The following is a 16,632-nucleotide window of genomic DNA, read 5'->3' as shown; positions in this document are numbered from 1 at the left end:
GTGTCACGATCAACGGTCGTGACCTGCCGGAATGCAGAAAGGCCGCGCGAGCGCGGCCTTTCCGGTTGCCTTACTTCAGCGCCTTGAAGCGCAGGCGCTTGGGCGCGGCATCGTCGCCCATGCGGCGGCGCTTGTCTTCTTCGTACTCGCGGTAGTTGCCCTGGAAGAACTCCACGTGCGAATCGCCTTCGAAGGCCAGGATGTGCGTGGCGATGCGATCCAGGAACCAACGGTCATGCGAAATGACGAAGGTGTTGCCCGGGAACTCCAGCAGCGCATCTTCCAGTGCACGCAGGGTTTCGATGTCCAGATCGTTGGACGGTTCATCGAGCAGCAGCACGTTGCCACCCTGCAGCAGGGTCTTGGCCATGTGCAGGCGGCCACGCTCGCCACCGGACAGCGAACCGACCAGCTTCTGCTGGTCCTGGCCCTTGAAGTTGAAGCGGCCGATATAGGCGCGCGACTGGATCTCCACGCCGTTGATGTTGAGGATGTCCAGGCCGCCGGCGATTTCCTGGAAGACGTTGTGGTTGCCTTCCAGCGCGTCGCGGCTCTGGTCCACGTAGGACAGCTTGACGGTCGGGCCGACCACGATTTCGCCGGTATCCGGCTTTTCCTGGCCGGTGATCATCTTGAACAGGGTCGACTTGCCGGCGCCGTTGGGGCCGATGATGCCGACGATGGCGCCGCCCGGCACCAGGAAGTTCAGGTTGTCGAACAGCAGGCGATCGCCGAACTTCTTCGAGACGTTCTTGAACTCCATCACCGCGTTGCCCAGGCGTTCGCCCGGCGGGATGAAGATTTCATTGGTCTCGTTGCGCTTCTGGTAATCGACCGACTGCAGTTCTTCCAGGCGCGCCAGGCGGGCCTTGCCCTTGGTGCGGCCGCCCTTGGCATTCTGGCGCGACCATTCCAGTTCCTTCTGGATCGCCTTCTGGCGCGACTTTTCCTGGTTGTCTTCCTGCTTCAGGCGCTCGTCCTTCTGGGTCAGCCAGTCGGTGTAGTTGCCCTTCCACGGAATGCCGCGACCGCGGTCCAGTTCCAGGATCCACTCGGCGGCGTTGTCCAGGAAGTAGCGGTCATGGGTGACGGCCACCACGGTGCCGGTGTAGCGCGCCAGGAATTGTTCCAGCCATTCCACCGATTCGGCATCGAGATGGTTGGTCGGCTCATCGAGCAGCAGCATGTCCGGCTTCTGCAGCAGCAGGCGGCACAGTGCCACGCGGCGCTTTTCACCACCGGACAGGGTGCCCACGATGGCGTCCCACGGCGGCAGGCGCAGCGCATCGGCGGCCACGTCCAGCTGGTTTTCCAGGGTGTGCGCGTCACCGGCGGCGAGGATCGCCTCCAGCCGCTCCTGTTCCTTGGCCAGCTTGTCGAAGTCGGCACCCTCTTCGGCGTAGGCCAGGTACACCGCATCCAGCGCGGCCTGTGCCTGCAGCACTTCGCCCACGCCTTCTTCGACCGATTCACGTACGGTCTTGGTCGGGTCCAGCTCCGGTTCCTGCGCCAGGTAACCCACCTTGATGCCGGCCTGCGGGCGGGCTTCGCCCTCGAAATCGTTGTCCACGCCGGCCATGATCTTCAGCACGGTGGATTTGCCCGAGCCATTCAGGCCCAGCAGGCCGATCTTCGCCCCCGGGAAGAACGACAGCGAGATGTCCTTGATGATCTGCCGCTTGGGCGGAACCACCTTGGACACGCGGTTCATGGTGTAGATGTATTGCGAGGACATGAAGTCTCCCAGAGGGTCGATCCACCGGGCCGAAAGCCCGGGCCGGCGGAAAACGGAATATTTGACCCAGCATTATCGCCGATCCCCCCTTTCACTGCCATGGCAGCCGGTGGCAGGTTCAGCACTGGGAAAACGCCGAGCCGGACGAGTGGGCCTGCACACTCGACAACGGCCTGAAACCTGACTGTGATCGCCCGGGGCAGCGTCCAGGCTGATGGCTCCAACCCATGGAGATCCCGCATGAAAGCTCTCGGTTTGTTGTTGCTCAGCGCCCTGCTGCCGGTATCGGTGGCCGCCCAGCAGGCACCTCCCCTGCTGTTGCCGAACCTCCAGGTGCTGGATCTGCAGATGGCCGCGGGCGCCGTGAGGGAGTTCGATGTCGAAGTGGCGGCGACCGAGAAATGGCTGCCATACGAGCTGGTCGCCGCAGCGGACGGCGCGGGTCTGTCCGGCACCCTGCTGGTGTCGCTCGCCGACGGCCAGCCGCTGCGGGAGGTGGCGCTGGATGGCACGCGCATCGTCGGCGGGCTGGTGGCGCTGCCCTCCAGCAGCTCCAGGCGCCGCCTGCGGATCAGCCTGCGGGGCGGCGCCACCGATATGCGCGCCGACTTTTCATTGCTGCCGTCGCGTCCGCAGCTCAAGTCCGGGCAGGTGGTGCCGGTCTTTCCCCGTCGTCGCAGCGCAGCCACCTTCGCCCAGACGCTGGAGCTGCGCCTGAGCAAGGCATCCGACGTGGACCTGCGCACCTGGGGCGGGGATGCCACCGTCACCCTGCAGGTGAAGGGAGAAGCGGCTGGCGGCGGCTTCCCGGTAGCGGTGTGCAGGGACGAAGGCGATGCGTGGCGGCGTTGCCTCCTGCCCCGACTGAAGGCCGGCGTCTACTACGTGTCCGTTGAAGGCACCGGCGCGCCGGTCAACCTGCTTGGAAGCTGGACGGCGAGCGAGGGCGGCTGAAGCCTTGCCGGAAAATGAACAGGGGCCTTTCCGGCCACGGAGGAAGCGTTTCCAGCGGGAATCCATTCAGATCGCATGGGCAATATGGACATCGCCCACCCATCCTGCAGAGGTAGACCATGCGCATCAATCGATTCCTGGCCGGTGCCATGGCCTCCGCACTGGCCTTTGCCGCCGTCACTCCGGCATTTGCCGACAACGACCGTCATCGTGGTCACGACCGTCGCGAGTGGCGGGATGACCGTCGCGATGATCGTCGGGACCATCGTGATCATCGCCGTGAAGCGCGCCGCGACTGGCGTGACGACCGGCGGCATGACCGCCGCGACTGGCGGGATGACCGGCGCCATCCCGGTTACTACCGTCCAGCCCCGCCGCCGCGCGTGGTTTACCGGCCGGCCTACCGCCCGGCGTATGGCCCTGGCCCTGGCTATGGCTGGAAGGTCGGTCACCGCTACCGCGATTACTACCGTGGTCCGATCTATGTCGTGAATGATTACAACAGCTATCACGTGCGTCGTCCGCCCCGCGGTCACCACTGGGTCCGCGATGACCGGGGCAACCTGCTGCTGGTGGCCATCGCCACGGGGATCCTCGCCGACTTCGTGATCAACGGCCGCTGAGAGCGGGGTACCCCGCATCGCCCCAGACGGCGCCCGATAAGGGCGCCGTCGTCGTTCACGGCGTTCTGCGGCGATGGCCCCTCTCCGGGCGCAGGCACTACAATTGACCGCCTTGCTGTTCCATTCCTGCCTGCCCCCGGAGAAACCGATGTTCCCGCGCGACGTCCGAATCGAAAGCTACGACCCCGAACTGGCCAAGGCCATCGCCGATGAGTCCCAGCGCCAGGAAGACCACGTCGAGCTGATCGCGAGCGAGAACTACGCCAGCCCGATGGTGATGGAAGCCCAGGGCAGCCAGCTGACCAACAAGTACGCCGAAGGCTATCCGGGCAAGCGCTATTACGGCGGTTGTGAGTACGTGGATATCGCCGAACAGCTGGCGATTGATCGTCTGAAGCAGCTGTATGGCGCTGATTACGCCAACGTGCAGCCGCACAGCGGCTCGCAGGCCAACCAGGCGGTCTACTTCGCCCTGCTGCAGGCCGGTGACACCATCCTGGGCATGAGCCTGGCGCACGGCGGCCACCTGACCCACGGCGCCAAGGTCAATGCCTCGGGCAAGCTGTTCAATGCGGTGCAGTACGGTGTGAACGACCAGGGCCTGATCGACTACGATGAAGTCGAGCGCCTCGCCGTCGAGCACAAGCCGAAGATGGTCGTCGCCGGCTTCTCGGCCTATTCGCAGGTGGTCGATTGGGCGCGTTTCCGCGCCATTGCCGACAAAGTCGGTGCGTACCTGTTCGTTGACATGGCGCACGTGGCGGGCCTGGTCGCCGCCGGCGTCTACCCGAGCCCGCTGGAGCACGCCCACGTGGTGACCTCCACCACCCACAAGACCCTGCGCGGTCCGCGTGGCGGCATCATCATCGCCAAGGGCGCCAGCGAAGAACTGGTCAAGAAGCTGCAGTCGATCGTCTTCCCGGGCATCCAGGGCGGCCCGCTGATGCACGTCATCGCGGCCAAGGCCGTGGCGTTCAAGGAAGCCCTGGAGCCGGACTTCACCCGCTACCAGCAGCAGGTGGTGAAGAATGCCCAGGCCATGGCGAAGACCCTCATTGCGCGTGGCTACAAGATCGTTTCCGGCGGCACCGAAAACCACCTGATGCTGGTCGACATGATCGGCAAGGACGTGTCCGGCAAGGACGCTGAAGCGGCCCTCGGCAAGGCCCACATCACGGTCAACAAGAACTCGGTCCCCAACGACCCGCGTTCGCCGTTCGTGACCTCCGGCCTGCGCCTGGGTACCCCGGCGGTGACCACCCGCGGCTATGGCGAACAGGACTGTGTCGATCTGGCCAACTGGATCGCCGACGTGCTGGACGCACCGGCGGACGAAGCGGTGATCGCACGCGTGCGCGATGCGGTCAGCGCGCAATGCCGGAAGTATCCGGTCTACGGCTGAGCGATCACGGCCCCAGCGGTCGGGGCGGTAACGCCCGGCCGCGCGCCTGCCCCTGCCATGAGCGGCGTTTGTTTGCTGCTCATGGCCTTCTCAGGTACCGTTGCGACGCCGCCATGTCCATCGCATGACGTTTCCGAGACTCAAGGCGCCCCATGCATTGTCCGTTCTGCCAACATGCCGACACCCGTGTAATCGATTCGCGCGTCTCTGAAGACGGCGCGACGATTCGGCGCCGGCGTGAGTGCGAGGCCTGCAGCGAGCGCTTCAGTACGCTGGAAACCATCGAGCTGAAGCTGCCGACCATCGTCAAGGGCGATGGCAGCCGCGAGGCGTTCGAAGCGCGCAAGGTGCGCGCCGGCTTCGACCGCGCGCTGCAGAAGCGTCCCGTGCCGGAAGACAAGATCGAAGCGGCGGTGCGGTCGGTGATCCACCAGCTGCGCATCTGCGGAGAGCGCGAAGTGCCCTCCATCCGCGTTGGCGAGTTCGTGATGAACGAACTGCGCAAGCTCGACCATGTCGGCTACGTTCGCTTCGCCTCGGTCTACCGCAGCTTCGAGGATGTCGCGGACTTCCGCGAAGAGATTGAAAAGCTGGAACGCGATCTGCCGGCCAGCACCGAACAATTGCAGCTGCTGGGCGATGTGATCGCCCTGACCAAGAAAAAGAAAGGCTGACGCGCGCCGCTGCGCGCCTGTGTCCAAGGAGCACCGATGAGCGCTTTCTCCGCGCTGGACCACCTGCACATGGCACGTGCGCTGCGCCTGGCCGAACGTGCTGCCTATACCACCCGCCCCAATCCCATGGTCGGGTGCGTGATCGCCCACGGCGAGCAGGTGGTGGGGCAGGGCTGGCATCAACGTGCCGGCGGCCCGCATGCCGAAGTGTTCGCACTGCGCGAAGCGGGCGACCAGGCCCGGGGGGCCACCGCCTACGTCACCCTTGAACCGTGTGCGCATTTCGGCCGCACGCCACCCTGTGCATTGGCCCTGATCGAAGCCGGCGTCAGCCGCGTGGTGGCCGCCCTGCGCGATCCGTTCCCGCAGGTCGACGGCGGCGGATTCGATCTGCTGCGCGCTGCGGGGATCGAGGTCGACGAAGGACTGATGGCCGTGCAGGCACGGGAGCTCAACCGCGGCTTCCTGTCGCGCGTTGAACGCGGCCGCCCGTGGGTGCGCATCAAGCTGGCCGCCAGCCTGGACGGCCGCACCGCGATGGCCGATGGCCGCTCCAAATGGATCACCGGGCCGGCCGCGCGGGAAGACGTGCAGCACTGGCGGGCGAGGGCGGGCGCGATCCTGACCGGGGCCGACACGGTGTTGGCTGACGACCCGCAGCTGACCGTACGCCTGCCCGGCATCGAGGTGATGCCGCCGCTGCGCGTGGTGCTCGACGCACGGCTGCGTTCGCTTGAGTGCGCGCGCGTGCGCGAAGGCGGGGCGCCTACGCTGTATCTGCACGACGCTGCAGTCAGTGCCCCGGATGCCGCCGATGCGCAGTTCGCCAGCGTGCCCAGCGTGGCCGGTCGGCTGGATCTGGGTGCGGCGCTTTGCCTGCTCGCAGAGCGGGGCATCAATGAAGTGCACACCGAAGCCGGTGCCACCCTGGCCGGTGCGTTGCTGGCGGCCGGATGGGTGGACGAACTGCTGCTTTACCAGGCGCCGACGTTGCTTGGCGAACGCGGCCTGCCGCTGTTCGCCGGCCTGGGTATCGACGCGATGGACCAGCAGCGGCGCCTGCGCCTCATCGATCAGCGCCAGGTCGGCGATGACCTGCGGCTGCTGCTGCGCCCTTCAGTGGTCGTCTCGACCCGGCAGGCATGAAAAAACGGACTCCTTGCGGAGTCCGTTTCTGTCCATCGGTGATCGGATCGATCAGAAGCTGGCGCGCACGCCGGCCGAGTACTGGGTCACGTCTTCGATGACCTGCACTTCACCCACCACGCCCCACATCGGGGTGATGTTGATCTGGCCGCCGACGTTGCCGACCCAGGTGCCGTCCATGTCGCTGCCATCCATGTAGCCGGCTTTCAGCCAGGCTTCGGTGCGTGCCGAGGGCTTGCCACGCACGCCCAGGGTGCCGCGGGCCGCGTTGAAGTGGTCCTTCTGGCGCAGCGTATCGAAGCCGGTCTCCTTCAGGGTCAGCTCGGCGTTCTGGCGGGTCCAGGCGATGTCGGCGGTGAAGTCGACGCGGTCGCTCATGCCCATGTGGTAACCGATACCGAACTCAGGCTGGTCCAGTTCCAGCTTCAGGCTGCCGCCGTCGAAGCCGTAGGACTTGGACACCTGCGACCAGGCGCCGAACAGATAGACCTGCGGTGCGATCGCGAAGGAACCACGGATGTAACCGCCGTCGACCTTGGGGTCGTCCAGGAAGTCATCGTTCACCTTGAACTGGGTCCAGCCGGCTTCAACGTAGGTGTAGCTCAGCTCGTCGGCGGCGAAGGCCGACAGCGGCGACAGGGCGAGCAGGGAAGCGGCCAGCAGCATCTTGCGCATGCGTGAGTTCCTATGAGGTTGCGTTCCATTGCAGGCGGCCGGATGGACCGCCCGGGGCGACATCTTTGTCGCACTCGGCGCGGATTCTAACGAAACTTTCACAAAAAGCGAGCCTTCAGGTCCATTTGTTACACTGGCGCCGCCGGTTCGCCGGTACACAAACGTCTTCAGGGCGGGGTGCGATTCCCCACCGGCGGTAGGTGCCCCTGGCACGAGCCCGCGAGCGCTCCGGCAGGGTCACCCCGGCAGGAGGTCAGCAGATCCGGTCCGATGCCGGAGCCGACGGTCATAGTCCGGATGAAAGAAGACGGTGCCACGGGACCTTGCGGTGCCGTGCGTGCCTGTTTGCCTTGCGGCGTTTTTCGCTCACTTCCGCGGAGAACGTTACTTGTTTACTGGAATCATTGAAGGCCTCGGCCACCTAGCCGCTCGCGAAACCATCGGCGGCGATGTCCGCTTCACCTTCCACGTCGGCAGCCTGCCGTTCGACAACGTCCAGCTGGGCGAAAGCATCGCCATCAATGGCGTATGCCTGACCGTGATCGCGTTCGACGCGCAGACCTTCCAGGCCGATGCGTCGACCGAAACGCTGGGGCTGACCACCCTGGGCCAGCTTGCCGACGGTGCGGTGATCAATCTGGAGCGCGCCATGCGCCCGACCGATCGCCTCGGCGGTCACCTGGTCAGCGGGCATGTGGATGGGTTGGGACAGGTCCTGTCCATCCACGACGACGCACGCGCGCAGCGCTGGCGCTTCGCTGCCCCGGCCAGCCTGCGCCGCTACATCGCCAAGAAGGGCTCGATCTGCGTCGACGGGGTCAGCCTGACCGTCAATGAAGTAGACGAGCAAGGCTTCGAGGTCGCCCTGATCCCGCACACCGTCTCGCACACCGCGTTCTCCAGCACGGCCGTCGGCAGTGCGGTGAACCTGGAAATCGACCTGGTCGCCCGCTACGTGGAACGCCTGCTGGGCGAAGGAGCACGCGCATGAACTTCGCCCCCATCCCCGAGATCCTGGAAGACATCCGCCAGGGCCGCATGGTGGTCATCGTCGACGACGAAGACCGCGAGAACGAAGGCGACCTGATCATGGCCGCCGAGCTGGTCAAGCCCAGCGACATCAACTTCATGGTCACCCATGGACGTGGACTGGTGTGCCTGCCGCTGACCCGCGAACGGGCCGCCGACCTCGGCCTGGCGCCGATGGTGCAGGCCAATACGGCGCAGTTCCAGACCAACTTCACGGTCAGCATCGAAGCCGCCGAGGGCGTGACCACCGGCATTTCCGCGTACGACCGTGCGCACACCATCCGCACTGCGGTGAAGCCCACGGCCAAGGCCAGCGACCTGCACCAGCCGGGCCACATCTTCCCGTTGATCGCCCAGCCGGGCGGCGTGCTGACCCGCGCCGGCCACACCGAAGCGGGTGTGGACCTGGCGATGCTGGCCGGGCTGGAACCGGCCGGCGTGCTGGTCGAAATCCTGAACCCCGATGGCAGCATGGCGCGGCGGCCGGAGCTGGAAGTGTTCGCCCGCGAACATGGCCTGAAAATGGGCTCCATCGCCGACCTGATCGCCTACCGGCTGGCCACCGAAAAGACCGTCGAGCGCGTCGATGAGCGGGAAATCGACACCGAGTTCGGTGCGTTCACCCTGGTCACCTACCGCGACCGCATCGCGCATGACCTGCATTTCGCACTGGTCCGTGGCACCCCGGATGCCGATACCCCCACCCTGGTGCGGGTGCAGGTGGAAAACCCGCTGGCCGACCTGCTGCACTGGCGCCGTGATGATTTCGGCGTGGCCGCCACCGATGCGCTGCGCGCGATCGCTGCGGCAGACAGCGGCGTGATGGTGGTGCTGTCGGCCCCGCGCGACGGCGAGGCCCTGCTGGCGCGGCTGCGCCAGCAGCCGCAGCCGATCGCCCCCGGCAAGGACAAGGATGTAAGCCAGTGGCGCCGCAACGGAGCCGGCGCGCAGATCCTGTCCGACCTCGGGCTGGGCAAGCTGCGCGTGCTGGGCACTCCGCGTCGCCAGGTCGGCCTGGCCGGCTATGGCCTGGAAGTGGTTGAAACGCTGGGCTGCTGAGTCCCGCATCGTGCAGGCGGGCCCGCCGAGGGCCCGCGCACCGCCCGCGCGCGGTAAACTTGCCCCCTCTTACGTACCCCAAACCCGCACATGAGCCATTTCGAAGGCGATCTTCGCTCTCCCGGATCGGCGCGCCTGGCCATCGTGGCCAGCCGCTGGAACGCCCGCATCACCGACGCACTGGTCACCGGCGCCAGGCAGAGCCTGGCCGGCAATGGCATCAGCGAAGACGCCGTGGATGTCATCCGGGTGCCCGGCGCCTGGGAAATCCCACTGGTCGCCGCGCGCCTGGCCGCTGCCCACCAGCACGCCGCCATCATTACGCTGGGCTGCGTGATCCGCGGCGATACCCGCCATTACGAGCACGTGGCCGACCGCTGCGCCGAGGGCCTGATGCGCGTGCAGCTGGACTTCGGCGTGCCGGTGCTGAACGGCGTACTGGCGGTGGAACGTGCCGAGGACGCCGAAGCCCGCGCCGGCGGCAGCCACGGCAACAAGGGTGAAGAGGCGGCCTTGGCCGCCTTGGAAATGATCAATCTTCTGGAGCAGCTGCCATGAACAACAATTCCCAGGGCAGGCCGTCCGGCAGACCCGTGCGCCGCGATGGCGTCGATCCCGTACTGCGTTCGCGCGCGCGCCGCCGTGCCGTGCAGGCCATCTACGCCTGGCAGATTTCCGGCGGCAATGGTCAATCGCTGGTCGCCCAGTTCGCCCACGAACAGGCACGCGAAGTCGCCGACCTGGCGTACTTCGAAGCACTGGTGCATGGCGTGCTCGACAACCGTCGTGATATCGACCAGGCGCTGGCGCCGTACCTGGACCGCACCATCGAAGAAGTCGATGCGATCGAACGGGCGGTGCTGCGGCTGTCGGCCTTCGAACTGCGTTTCCGCGCGGACGTCCCTTACCGGGTGGTGATCAACGAGGCCATCGAATCGGCCAAGCGTTTCGGGTCCGAACACGGCCACACCTATGTCAACGGCGTGCTGGATCGTGCCGCGGTGGAATGGCGCAAGACCGAAAGCGGAAACTGAGCGCCGCTGACATCCGATGTCGTTCGCCGAATTCGCCCTGATCGATCGTATCCGCGCCCGCAGCAAGGGGCGCGATGACATCGTACTCGGCATCGGCGACGATGCGGCGCTGCTGCAGCCGCTGGCCGGCCACTGGCTGGCAGTGACCGCCGATACGCTCAACAGCGGCGTGCATTTCCCGCCGGAGACGATGCCGGCCGATATCGGCTGGAAGACCCTGGCGGTGAATCTTTCCGATCTCGCCGCAATGGGCGCCACCCCGGCCTGGGGCACACTGGCCTTGTCCCTGCCGGAAGCCAGCGAAGAATGGATCGATGCCTTCGCCGATGGGTTCTTCGCACTGGCCGATGCGCATGAGTGGCGGCTGATCGGCGGCGACACCACGCGGGGGGCGTTGTCGTTGTCGGTCACCGCTTTCGGGCAGGTCCCGCACGGGCAGGCGCTGCGCCGTGATGGCGCGCAGGTCGGCGATGACATCTGGGTCAGTGGCACGCTGGGTGATGCCGCTGCTGCGCTGCACCTGTGGCAACGCGGCGCGTTGAACATCGCCACCGCTGCCGTGCCGGGCGATGACGAAATGCTGCGGCAGCGTCTGCTGCGGCCCACCCCGAGGGTGGCGCTGGGCCTGCGCCTGCGTGCGTTCGCACACGCCGCCGTGGACATCTCCGACGGCCTGCTGGCCGATCTGGGGCACATCACCACGCGCAGTGGCGTGGGCGCCGTGGTCGATGCCGACGCCTTGCCGCTGTCACCGGGCCTGCGTGCGCGCTTCGGCCGCGATGCCGCGCGCGCGTGCGCCCTGCGTGGCGGCGATGATTACGAACTGTGCTTCACTGCCGCCGCCAACCAGCGCGACGCGCTGCATGCCGTGGCCGCATCGCTGCGCCTGCCGCTCACCCGCATCGGCCGCATCGTGCAGGGGCACGCCGTACAATGCGAAGGTGAGGCCGGTCCCGGCGGCTACCAGCATTTCGCGTAAGCGCGATCGCGTAGTCCACGCTCGCCGATGCGGCGCGCCCATTGAACCTGCAGGGAATGTCCGGTTGAACCCATGGCGAGTTACCGGGTGCTGCACAGTTCGAGGCATCTTTGCAACTAACCCTATAGTCGGCTGCTGGGTGCGACAACACAATATCCGCTCCTGACAACGAGCGGTCCAATGTCACGTGTCGTCCCTATCCTGCTGGTGTGTGCGCTGGCGTTCCCCAGCTACGCCGGTTCACCGCAGATCAATGTCGGCGCCCTGTTCGACTACCTCCAGCCCGGGCACAGTCACCTGCTCAAGCGCATCCGCAACACTGGTGACGCCACGGCCTACGTCCGGGTGGAAGTGGCCGAGATCGCTTTCGATGCCGACGGCAAGTCCAGCGAGGTACCCGTAGACAACGCGGCGTTGGTGCGCAGCGTTGCCGAGGCGCATGGCGTCATCGCCAGTCCCAGCCGCCTGATCATCGCAGGCAACGGTCAGCAGGCCACGCGGCTGGTGTACCGGGGCACACGTGATCACGAACGCTACTACCGCCTGCGCTTCGTGCCGGTGGCGCCCGGTACCGAAGAATTCCCACTCAGCCAGGAGCAGGCGGAGCAAGCGTCGGAGGTCGCCTCGGCCATCCGCGTGTTCACCGGATTTGGCACCGTGCTATTCGTTGCGCCGGAACACTCGCGCTACGACACGCGCTTGGAATCCGGCCAGGTCCACAACCACGGTAACGCAACCATTGTCCTGGACAACCTGCGCCAGTGCGAGCGGGCCAATCCAGACAGCTGCTCGCCCGGCATCATCGTGCATGTGCGGCCCGGCCGTTCACATCAACTCGAGCGCGCGGACACTCACTTCGTCCGCTACGACCTGAGGGAGGGCGAACGGCAGCGCAGCATCGACACGCGCCGCTGAGGCCCGCCCCGCTTGCCCCTAAGTGATTCCCCAACGGGCCGCCAGGTGCCTGTTCGGTTAGTTATGCCTTAATCCTGGTCATTTTATCCGTCCCCCCCCCCCCTTTGGAGAGTATCCATGTCCATGCTGAAGCACGCGATGGCTGCCGCCGCAGTCCTGCTCATCACCCCGGCCGTCAGCCTTGCCGCTACCGAAACCAAGTCGATCACGATCAACGTGTCCGCTGACATTCCCAATCCCAACGGCCTGCAGGTGTCCACGCCCGATGGCTGGGAAGGCCTGCCGCAGACCCTGCCGTGGGACACCGCCCGCCAGGAGCTGCGCGAACTGACCGGGCGCGTCATCAACGTGAAGTCGACGGCGGCCATCACTGCCTATCTGGCCGCGCCGGCGCAGATGTCCTCCGCAGCCGACGTGGTCCAGCTGAAAGTGAAGCTGGACGGCAAGGAGGTACTGGCCACCGCGGCCAAGAAGATCACTGTCGCCGATGCCACCCAGGCAGCGTCCGGCAAATCGCTGACCTTCGCCATCGCTCCGGTCTTGCCGAATGGCGGCTACAAGCAGGGCACCTACGGTGGTCAATTCCACATGATCTTCGAAAGCAACATCTGAGGCCAGCCAAGCGGGTAACCCTTCCTGCCGCACAGCGCGTGCGGCACGGGCCCCGTCTACTCCCATGCTTCCTTCTTCCATCCATCACCGGCCGCGTCCGGCGCGCCTTGGCATCGCGGTCGCGGCCTTGCTGTTCGCCAGCGGCGCATACGCATCGGTACCGGCCGAACAGGCCAGCCTGCTCGAGCAGCGCGAGCGCATGCCGGCCGACTTCCGCGAGCATCTGTTCGGCAACCCGCTGACCGTGCGTGTGGAGCTGGACGGTCAGTACCTGGGGGATGCCGAGGTGCTGCTGCACGACGACAACCGGCTGCAGCTCATCGGCTTCGTCGACAGCAGCGACAGTCCCTTGCCGCACACCGAACGCACGCGCTGGACCGACGCGCTGGCCGAGCCACAGCCTCTGGGCGTCTGTGCATCGCGCTGTGGTGGCCTGGCCGCGTTGCACTACAGCCTGGCCAACTCCCTGCTGACACTGCTGACCCCGGCAGGTGCAACGCGGGAAGAACGCACGTTTGCGCTGCCGGCGACCGGCAGCCATGGCCTGATCGTCCGCAACAGCCTGGCCGTACACGGTGGCCAGGATCACCCCTCCACAGCGCGCTACAGTGCCGAACTCCAGGGCAGTATTGGCCGCTGGAGCACGCTGGGCAGTTACCAGTATTACGCCCAGCCCGGTAGCAGGGCGCACTACCTCAGCGCCTTGTACGCCCAGCGCGAACTGGGTGACCACTTCATGCGCGCCGGTTACTTCCTGCCCACATTCGAAGGCATCATCCGTCAGCCACGTGCACCTGGCACGGAAAACGACACCGCGCTCGGGGTGATGTTCGGCTCGTCCGATGCGCTGTTGGCCGATACACGCAGCGTCAGTGCCTACCCGATCTATGTCACCGCCAGCCGGGAGGGCATCGTGGAGATCCTGCGCGACGGGAAGCTGCTGTCCACGCAGGCGGTGAAGCCTGGCATCCAGGAAGTCGACACCCGGCGCCTGCCTGGCGGCATCTACGATGTCGAGCTGCGGGTCATCGAAGAAGCACGGGAGGTATCGCGGGAAACCGCGTCGGTGCACAAGCCCAACCGTTGGCGTGATCCCTCCCGACGCTGGCGCTACAGCGCGTTCGTCGGGCAGCAGCGCGGAGTTCTCGACACTGCCCGGTCGCCGCGCAACGGGCAGGTCGCGGCAGGGGCCGTGGCCAATTACCTGCTGCACCCGCGTGCGATCGCTGGCGCCACGGTCCAGCAGACCGGCGACCGCCATGCGGCTGGACTGTCGATGGACTGGCAGGCCAGTGATCGCTTCAGCACCTTCATCAACGCCTACACCTCACCCGAAGGCGGTCGGGGCGTGGACCTGCAGGGTCTCTACCGCTACCGTACCGGCTCGGCGGTGGTCAACCACGCGCGCAGCTGGGCAGAGCAGCGCTACTGGACACCGCCCGATGCGGGTGCGCCGCCACGCTGGGAAACACGCGGCGGCTGGCAGGACACCACGGCGTTGTCGATCACCCAGCGCTTCAGCCATCGCGACAATGCCAGCCTGCGCATCGCCCGTAGCAGTGGGTTCACCAAAGGCACTGGTATCGACATCGCCTACGGTCGCCGAGAAACGGTGTTCGGTATCCAAGACCTGAACTGGCGTGTCGCAGCTTACGATCGACCGGGCGCGGTCTTCACCCACTACCGGCGGCAGCGTGGCGTGGACCTGACGGTCAGTATTACGCTGGGCAGCGAGCGCCGCGCTTACAGTGGCAGCCTGGGCAGCCGCACCGCCGATGCGGGCCGGCGCGACGCCTACCTCACCGCGATGACCAGCCAGCGCCTGGACGGCACACTGCTGCAACGCGTCAACGGTATGGTCAGTGCTGAGCGCGAAGGCCTCGCTGCGGGCATCGGAGCCTATCTGCAGAACCCGCTGCTTGAAGGCGACGTACAGCTCCAGCGCAGCGCCGGCGCGGGCCGGGTCAGCGGTAGCGCCAACCTGGACAGCACCGTGGTAGTGGGCGGTGGTCACGCTGCCGTGGTGGCCCAAGGGCGCAGCGGCAGCGTGGACACAGGCATCATCGTCGAGGTGCGCAGCGATCTTCCCGATATCGCACTGCGCGCCGACGACAGCCGCGGTGGCAGCGTCGACCTGCACCCAGGGCGCAACTTCGTTCCCGTCACTGCGTATCGCCCCGGGCATGTGCAGTTCGATTTCCAGGGCCAGCATGCACCGGCTGCTGCGGTGCAGCCGTCCGCGGTCAGCTACCACCTCAACAAAGGCGGAGTCATGCACGCGGTGGTTGATGTGCTGCGCACGTTCACCGTGATGGGGCAGGTGCTGGATGCTGAAGGCAACGGCGTGCGTGGCGTCCAGGTGATCAATCATGCCGGCCGTAGTGTCAGCCAGGAGCAGGGCTTCTTCACCGTGGAGCTGAGCGCGCGCGAACGGATGTTGGAACTGCGTTACCCGACGCTGGTCAGCTGCGTGCTGAACCTGGAGGAAGACCGTCACCCCCGGGAGGGCGACGTGGTGATGGTTGGTGGCGTTGGTTGCCCGCCCGCGCTTGTCACACGCCAGCCCGCTCAATGAATCAGGCAGGACTTCCCATGGATATTCGTAAAACCGTTCTACTGCTGCTCGCGCCGCTGACCGCAACATCCGCCGCCGCCCGCGTGGTGGAGGCGGAGGTCACCGGCGAATTCAGGCCCAATGCCCTGGACCCAGGCAACACCGCTTTCCGCAACACCACGCCGCAAGGCGCATTCTGTAGGTGGCGGGAGGCCGAATGCAAGCGAAGCGGCGCCTACATTTTTGACCTCGGCGGCGGCGAGTACTGGCGAAAAGCGGATCCAGCGGGCGAGTCCCCCCGGCGAGAGACGACCTACATCAAATTTCCACCACCGCGCACCATCACGCTGCACGACATCTCCAGCGGAAGCAGCTTCGAGGCGACGATCAGCTTCGTGGCCATGTCCATGCGGCTCAACTTCGGCCGCGGCCAGGATCCGTGGTACCACGGCGTTGGCGGTGGCTGCAGCTCCATCAGGGGCGCCGGTGGGCTTGGCTGGTCGGTGGGCGGATGGCTGGTGCGCACCCCGGCCACACCAGCCGAGTGCTACAGCAGCGTCACCCGTGGATCGCGCAGTTACGCCTACCGGGATGTCGGGTTTGGCATCCACGTAACGCTGCCCAATGCGACGACGCTGCAGGACGGCCGCTACGTTGCCCAGGAAACCTGGACAACCGGTGGCGCTGGGGCCGACATTGATCTGGGTGACAACATCACGGGTGTACAGGGCGTGCGCATGAACTTCGTGTTCGATGTGATCCACGACTTCCAAGTGCGCTTTGCCAGCGCGTCACCCCGCGTGCAGCTTGCCCCGGAAGGCGGTTGGGACCGCTGGATCGGGCAGGGCCTGCCACCGGCACGGCTGCGCCAGGAGCTGCCGTTCCACCTCACCACCTCCATGGACTTCAGCATGAAACTGCGCTGCCAGTATTCTGCGGGCGATCATTGCGGGATTCGCAACGCAAGGGAAGACAGGCTGGTTCCGGTGGAGGTGGAGGCCACTCTGCCGGGCATGACCAACCTGCGCGATGGCCGATCAGCGCAGAACACCCATTTGTCACCTGATGCCGGGCAGGCACCGCGCTTCACGTCCGATGGTTACCTGACGCAGCGCCGCTCGTCACTGCATTTCACTGCTGGTCGCGATGCGGTGATGGAGATGCTGAAATTCCCCGGTTCGCGCTGGGAAGGTGACATGACGTTGGTGTTTGACGCCAATCCCTGATCGGCAGCGACACCA

At 66.1% G+C, this 16,632-nt stretch carries 16 protein-coding genes and 1 riboswitch; of the genes, 14 read left to right on the top strand and 2 right to left on the bottom strand.

All coding sequences use genetic code 11. The annotated features are described in order from the left end of the window. Window positions 1-70: 70 nt before the first annotated feature. The gene (gene ettA, locus QE373_RS15600) at window positions 71-1,735 is read right to left on the bottom strand and encodes an energy-dependent translational throttle protein EttA (protein ID WP_309688194.1); all 1,665 of its coding nucleotides are present in this window, start codon (window positions 1,733-1,735) and stop codon (window positions 71-73) included. Between the two features lie 240 nt (window positions 1,736-1,975). Between ettA and QE373_RS15595 the strand changes: the two genes are divergently transcribed. The 5 genes from QE373_RS15595 (at window position 1,976) to ribD (ending at window position 6,534) form a co-directional block, all read left to right on the top strand. Then, on the top strand, window positions 1,976-2,689 hold the full coding sequence (locus tag QE373_RS15595) for a hypothetical protein (RefSeq protein WP_309688191.1): 714 nt from the start codon (window positions 1,976-1,978) through the stop codon (window positions 2,687-2,689). A gap of 119 nt (window positions 2,690-2,808) precedes the next feature. After that, a complete protein-coding gene (locus QE373_RS15590; RefSeq protein ID WP_123698640.1) occupies window positions 2,809-3,312 on the top strand; it encodes an RcnB family protein in 504 nt (167 codons plus the stop codon). Between the two features lie 148 nt (window positions 3,313-3,460). After that, on the top strand, window positions 3,461-4,714 hold the full coding sequence (gene glyA, locus QE373_RS15585) for a serine hydroxymethyltransferase (protein WP_057507786.1): 1,254 nt from the start codon (window positions 3,461-3,463) through the stop codon (window positions 4,712-4,714). Between the two features lie 152 nt (window positions 4,715-4,866). Further along, window positions 4,867-5,388, top strand: coding sequence for a transcriptional regulator NrdR (gene nrdR / locus QE373_RS15580; RefSeq protein ID WP_042613625.1), 522 nt, complete (start codon window positions 4,867-4,869; stop codon window positions 5,386-5,388). Between the two features lie 36 nt (window positions 5,389-5,424). After that, window positions 5,425-6,534, top strand: coding sequence for a bifunctional diaminohydroxyphosphoribosylaminopyrimidine deaminase/5-amino-6-(5-phosphoribosylamino)uracil reductase RibD (ribD, locus tag QE373_RS15575; protein WP_309688183.1), 1,110 nt, complete (start codon window positions 5,425-5,427; stop codon window positions 6,532-6,534). Between the two features lie 51 nt (window positions 6,535-6,585). Here ribD and QE373_RS15570 read toward each other — a convergent pair whose 3' ends face one another. Further along, a complete protein-coding gene (locus QE373_RS15570; RefSeq protein ID WP_057507789.1) occupies window positions 6,586-7,209 on the bottom strand; it encodes a hypothetical protein in 624 nt (207 codons plus the stop codon). Between the two features lie 159 nt (window positions 7,210-7,368). Then, window positions 7,369-7,522: riboswitch (FMN riboswitch) on the top strand. 75 nt (window positions 7,523-7,597) lie between these two features. Here QE373_RS15570 and QE373_RS15565 point away from each other — a divergent pair. The 9 genes from QE373_RS15565 (at window position 7,598) to QE373_RS15525 (ending at window position 16,617) form a co-directional block, all read left to right on the top strand. Then, window positions 7,598-8,200 carry a riboflavin synthase gene (locus QE373_RS15565; RefSeq protein ID WP_309688179.1) on the top strand — a complete coding sequence of 201 codons (603 nt, stop codon included), beginning with the start codon at window positions 7,598-7,600 and terminating at the stop codon, window positions 8,198-8,200. Further along, window positions 8,197-9,297: a 3,4-dihydroxy-2-butanone-4-phosphate synthase gene (ribB, locus tag QE373_RS15560; protein ID WP_042613629.1), complete on the top strand. Its 1,101-nt coding sequence runs from the start codon at window positions 8,197-8,199 to the stop codon at window positions 9,295-9,297. Before QE373_RS15565 ends, ribB begins: the two co-directional genes overlap by 4 nt. Before the next feature lie 90 nt (window positions 9,298-9,387). Next, window positions 9,388-9,855, top strand: coding sequence for a 6,7-dimethyl-8-ribityllumazine synthase (gene ribH, locus QE373_RS15555; protein WP_309688177.1), 468 nt, complete (start codon window positions 9,388-9,390; stop codon window positions 9,853-9,855). Further along, window positions 9,852-10,331: a transcription antitermination factor NusB gene (nusB, locus tag QE373_RS15550; RefSeq protein ID WP_057507793.1), complete on the top strand. Its 480-nt coding sequence runs from the start codon at window positions 9,852-9,854 to the stop codon at window positions 10,329-10,331. The genes ribH and nusB overlap by 4 nt, the downstream gene beginning before the upstream one ends. Window positions 10,332-10,347: 16 nt before the next feature. Then, a complete protein-coding gene (gene thiL, locus QE373_RS15545) occupies window positions 10,348-11,310 on the top strand; it encodes a thiamine-phosphate kinase (protein ID WP_309688174.1) in 963 nt (320 codons plus the stop codon). Window positions 11,311-11,517: 207 nt separating this feature from the next. Continuing rightward, complete coding sequence (locus QE373_RS15540) at window positions 11,518-12,225, top strand: CS1 fimbrial subunit B flags: Precursor (RefSeq protein ID WP_309688172.1); 708 nt, start codon at window positions 11,518-11,520, stop codon at window positions 12,223-12,225. A gap of 117 nt (window positions 12,226-12,342) precedes the next feature. After that, complete coding sequence (locus QE373_RS15535; protein ID WP_309688170.1) at window positions 12,343-12,837, top strand: CS1 type fimbrial major subunit; 495 nt, start codon at window positions 12,343-12,345, stop codon at window positions 12,835-12,837. 64 nt (window positions 12,838-12,901) lie between these two features. After that, on the top strand, window positions 12,902-15,412 hold the full coding sequence (locus QE373_RS15530) for a TcfC E-set like domain-containing protein (protein ID WP_309688164.1): 2,511 nt from the start codon (window positions 12,902-12,904) through the stop codon (window positions 15,410-15,412). 17 nt (window positions 15,413-15,429) lie between these two features. After that, the gene (locus QE373_RS15525) at window positions 15,430-16,617 is read left to right on the top strand and encodes a hypothetical protein (protein WP_309688162.1); all 1,188 of its coding nucleotides are present in this window, start codon (window positions 15,430-15,432) and stop codon (window positions 16,615-16,617) included. The last annotated feature ends 15 nt before the right edge of the window (window positions 16,618-16,632 follow it).

Source organism: Stenotrophomonas sp. SORGH_AS_0321, assembly GCF_031453215.1.
Lineage (GTDB): Bacteria > Pseudomonadota > Gammaproteobacteria > Xanthomonadales > Xanthomonadaceae > Stenotrophomonas > Stenotrophomonas chelatiphaga.
This window is presented reverse-complemented; position numbering and strand designations above follow the sequence as displayed.

What these genes read in the sequence shown, in the direction of transcription:
- ribD (WP_309688183.1), top strand. Translation starts at nt 5,425, where the DNA reads ATGAGCGCTTTCTCCGCGCTGGACCACCTGCACATGGCACGTGCGCTG.
- thiL (WP_309688174.1), top strand. Translation starts at nt 10,348, where the DNA reads ATGTCGTTCGCCGAATTCGCCCTGATCGATCGTATCCGCGCCCGCAGC.
- glyA (WP_057507786.1), top strand. Translation starts at nt 3,461, where the DNA reads ATGTTCCCGCGCGACGTCCGAATCGAAAGCTACGACCCCGAACTGGCC.
- QE373_RS15530 (WP_309688164.1), top strand. Translation starts at nt 12,902, where the DNA reads ATGCTTCCTTCTTCCATCCATCACCGGCCGCGTCCGGCGCGCCTTGGC.
- ettA (WP_309688194.1), bottom strand. Translation starts at nt 1,735, where the DNA reads ATGTCCTCGCAATACATCTACACCATGAACCGCGTGTCCAAGGTGGTT.
- QE373_RS15535 (WP_309688170.1), top strand. Translation starts at nt 12,343, where the DNA reads ATGTCCATGCTGAAGCACGCGATGGCTGCCGCCGCAGTCCTGCTCATC.
- QE373_RS15570 (WP_057507789.1), bottom strand. Translation starts at nt 7,209, where the DNA reads ATGCGCAAGATGCTGCTGGCCGCTTCCCTGCTCGCCCTGTCGCCGCTG.
- QE373_RS15525 (WP_309688162.1), top strand. Translation starts at nt 15,430, where the DNA reads ATGGATATTCGTAAAACCGTTCTACTGCTGCTCGCGCCGCTGACCGCA.
- QE373_RS15595 (WP_309688191.1), top strand. Translation starts at nt 1,976, where the DNA reads ATGAAAGCTCTCGGTTTGTTGTTGCTCAGCGCCCTGCTGCCGGTATCG.
- nrdR (WP_042613625.1), top strand. Translation starts at nt 4,867, where the DNA reads ATGCATTGTCCGTTCTGCCAACATGCCGACACCCGTGTAATCGATTCG.
- ribB (WP_042613629.1), top strand. Translation starts at nt 8,197, where the DNA reads ATGAACTTCGCCCCCATCCCCGAGATCCTGGAAGACATCCGCCAGGGC.
- QE373_RS15590 (WP_123698640.1), top strand. Translation starts at nt 2,809, where the DNA reads ATGCGCATCAATCGATTCCTGGCCGGTGCCATGGCCTCCGCACTGGCC.
- ribH (WP_309688177.1), top strand. Translation starts at nt 9,388, where the DNA reads ATGAGCCATTTCGAAGGCGATCTTCGCTCTCCCGGATCGGCGCGCCTG.
- nusB (WP_057507793.1), top strand. Translation starts at nt 9,852, where the DNA reads ATGAACAACAATTCCCAGGGCAGGCCGTCCGGCAGACCCGTGCGCCGC.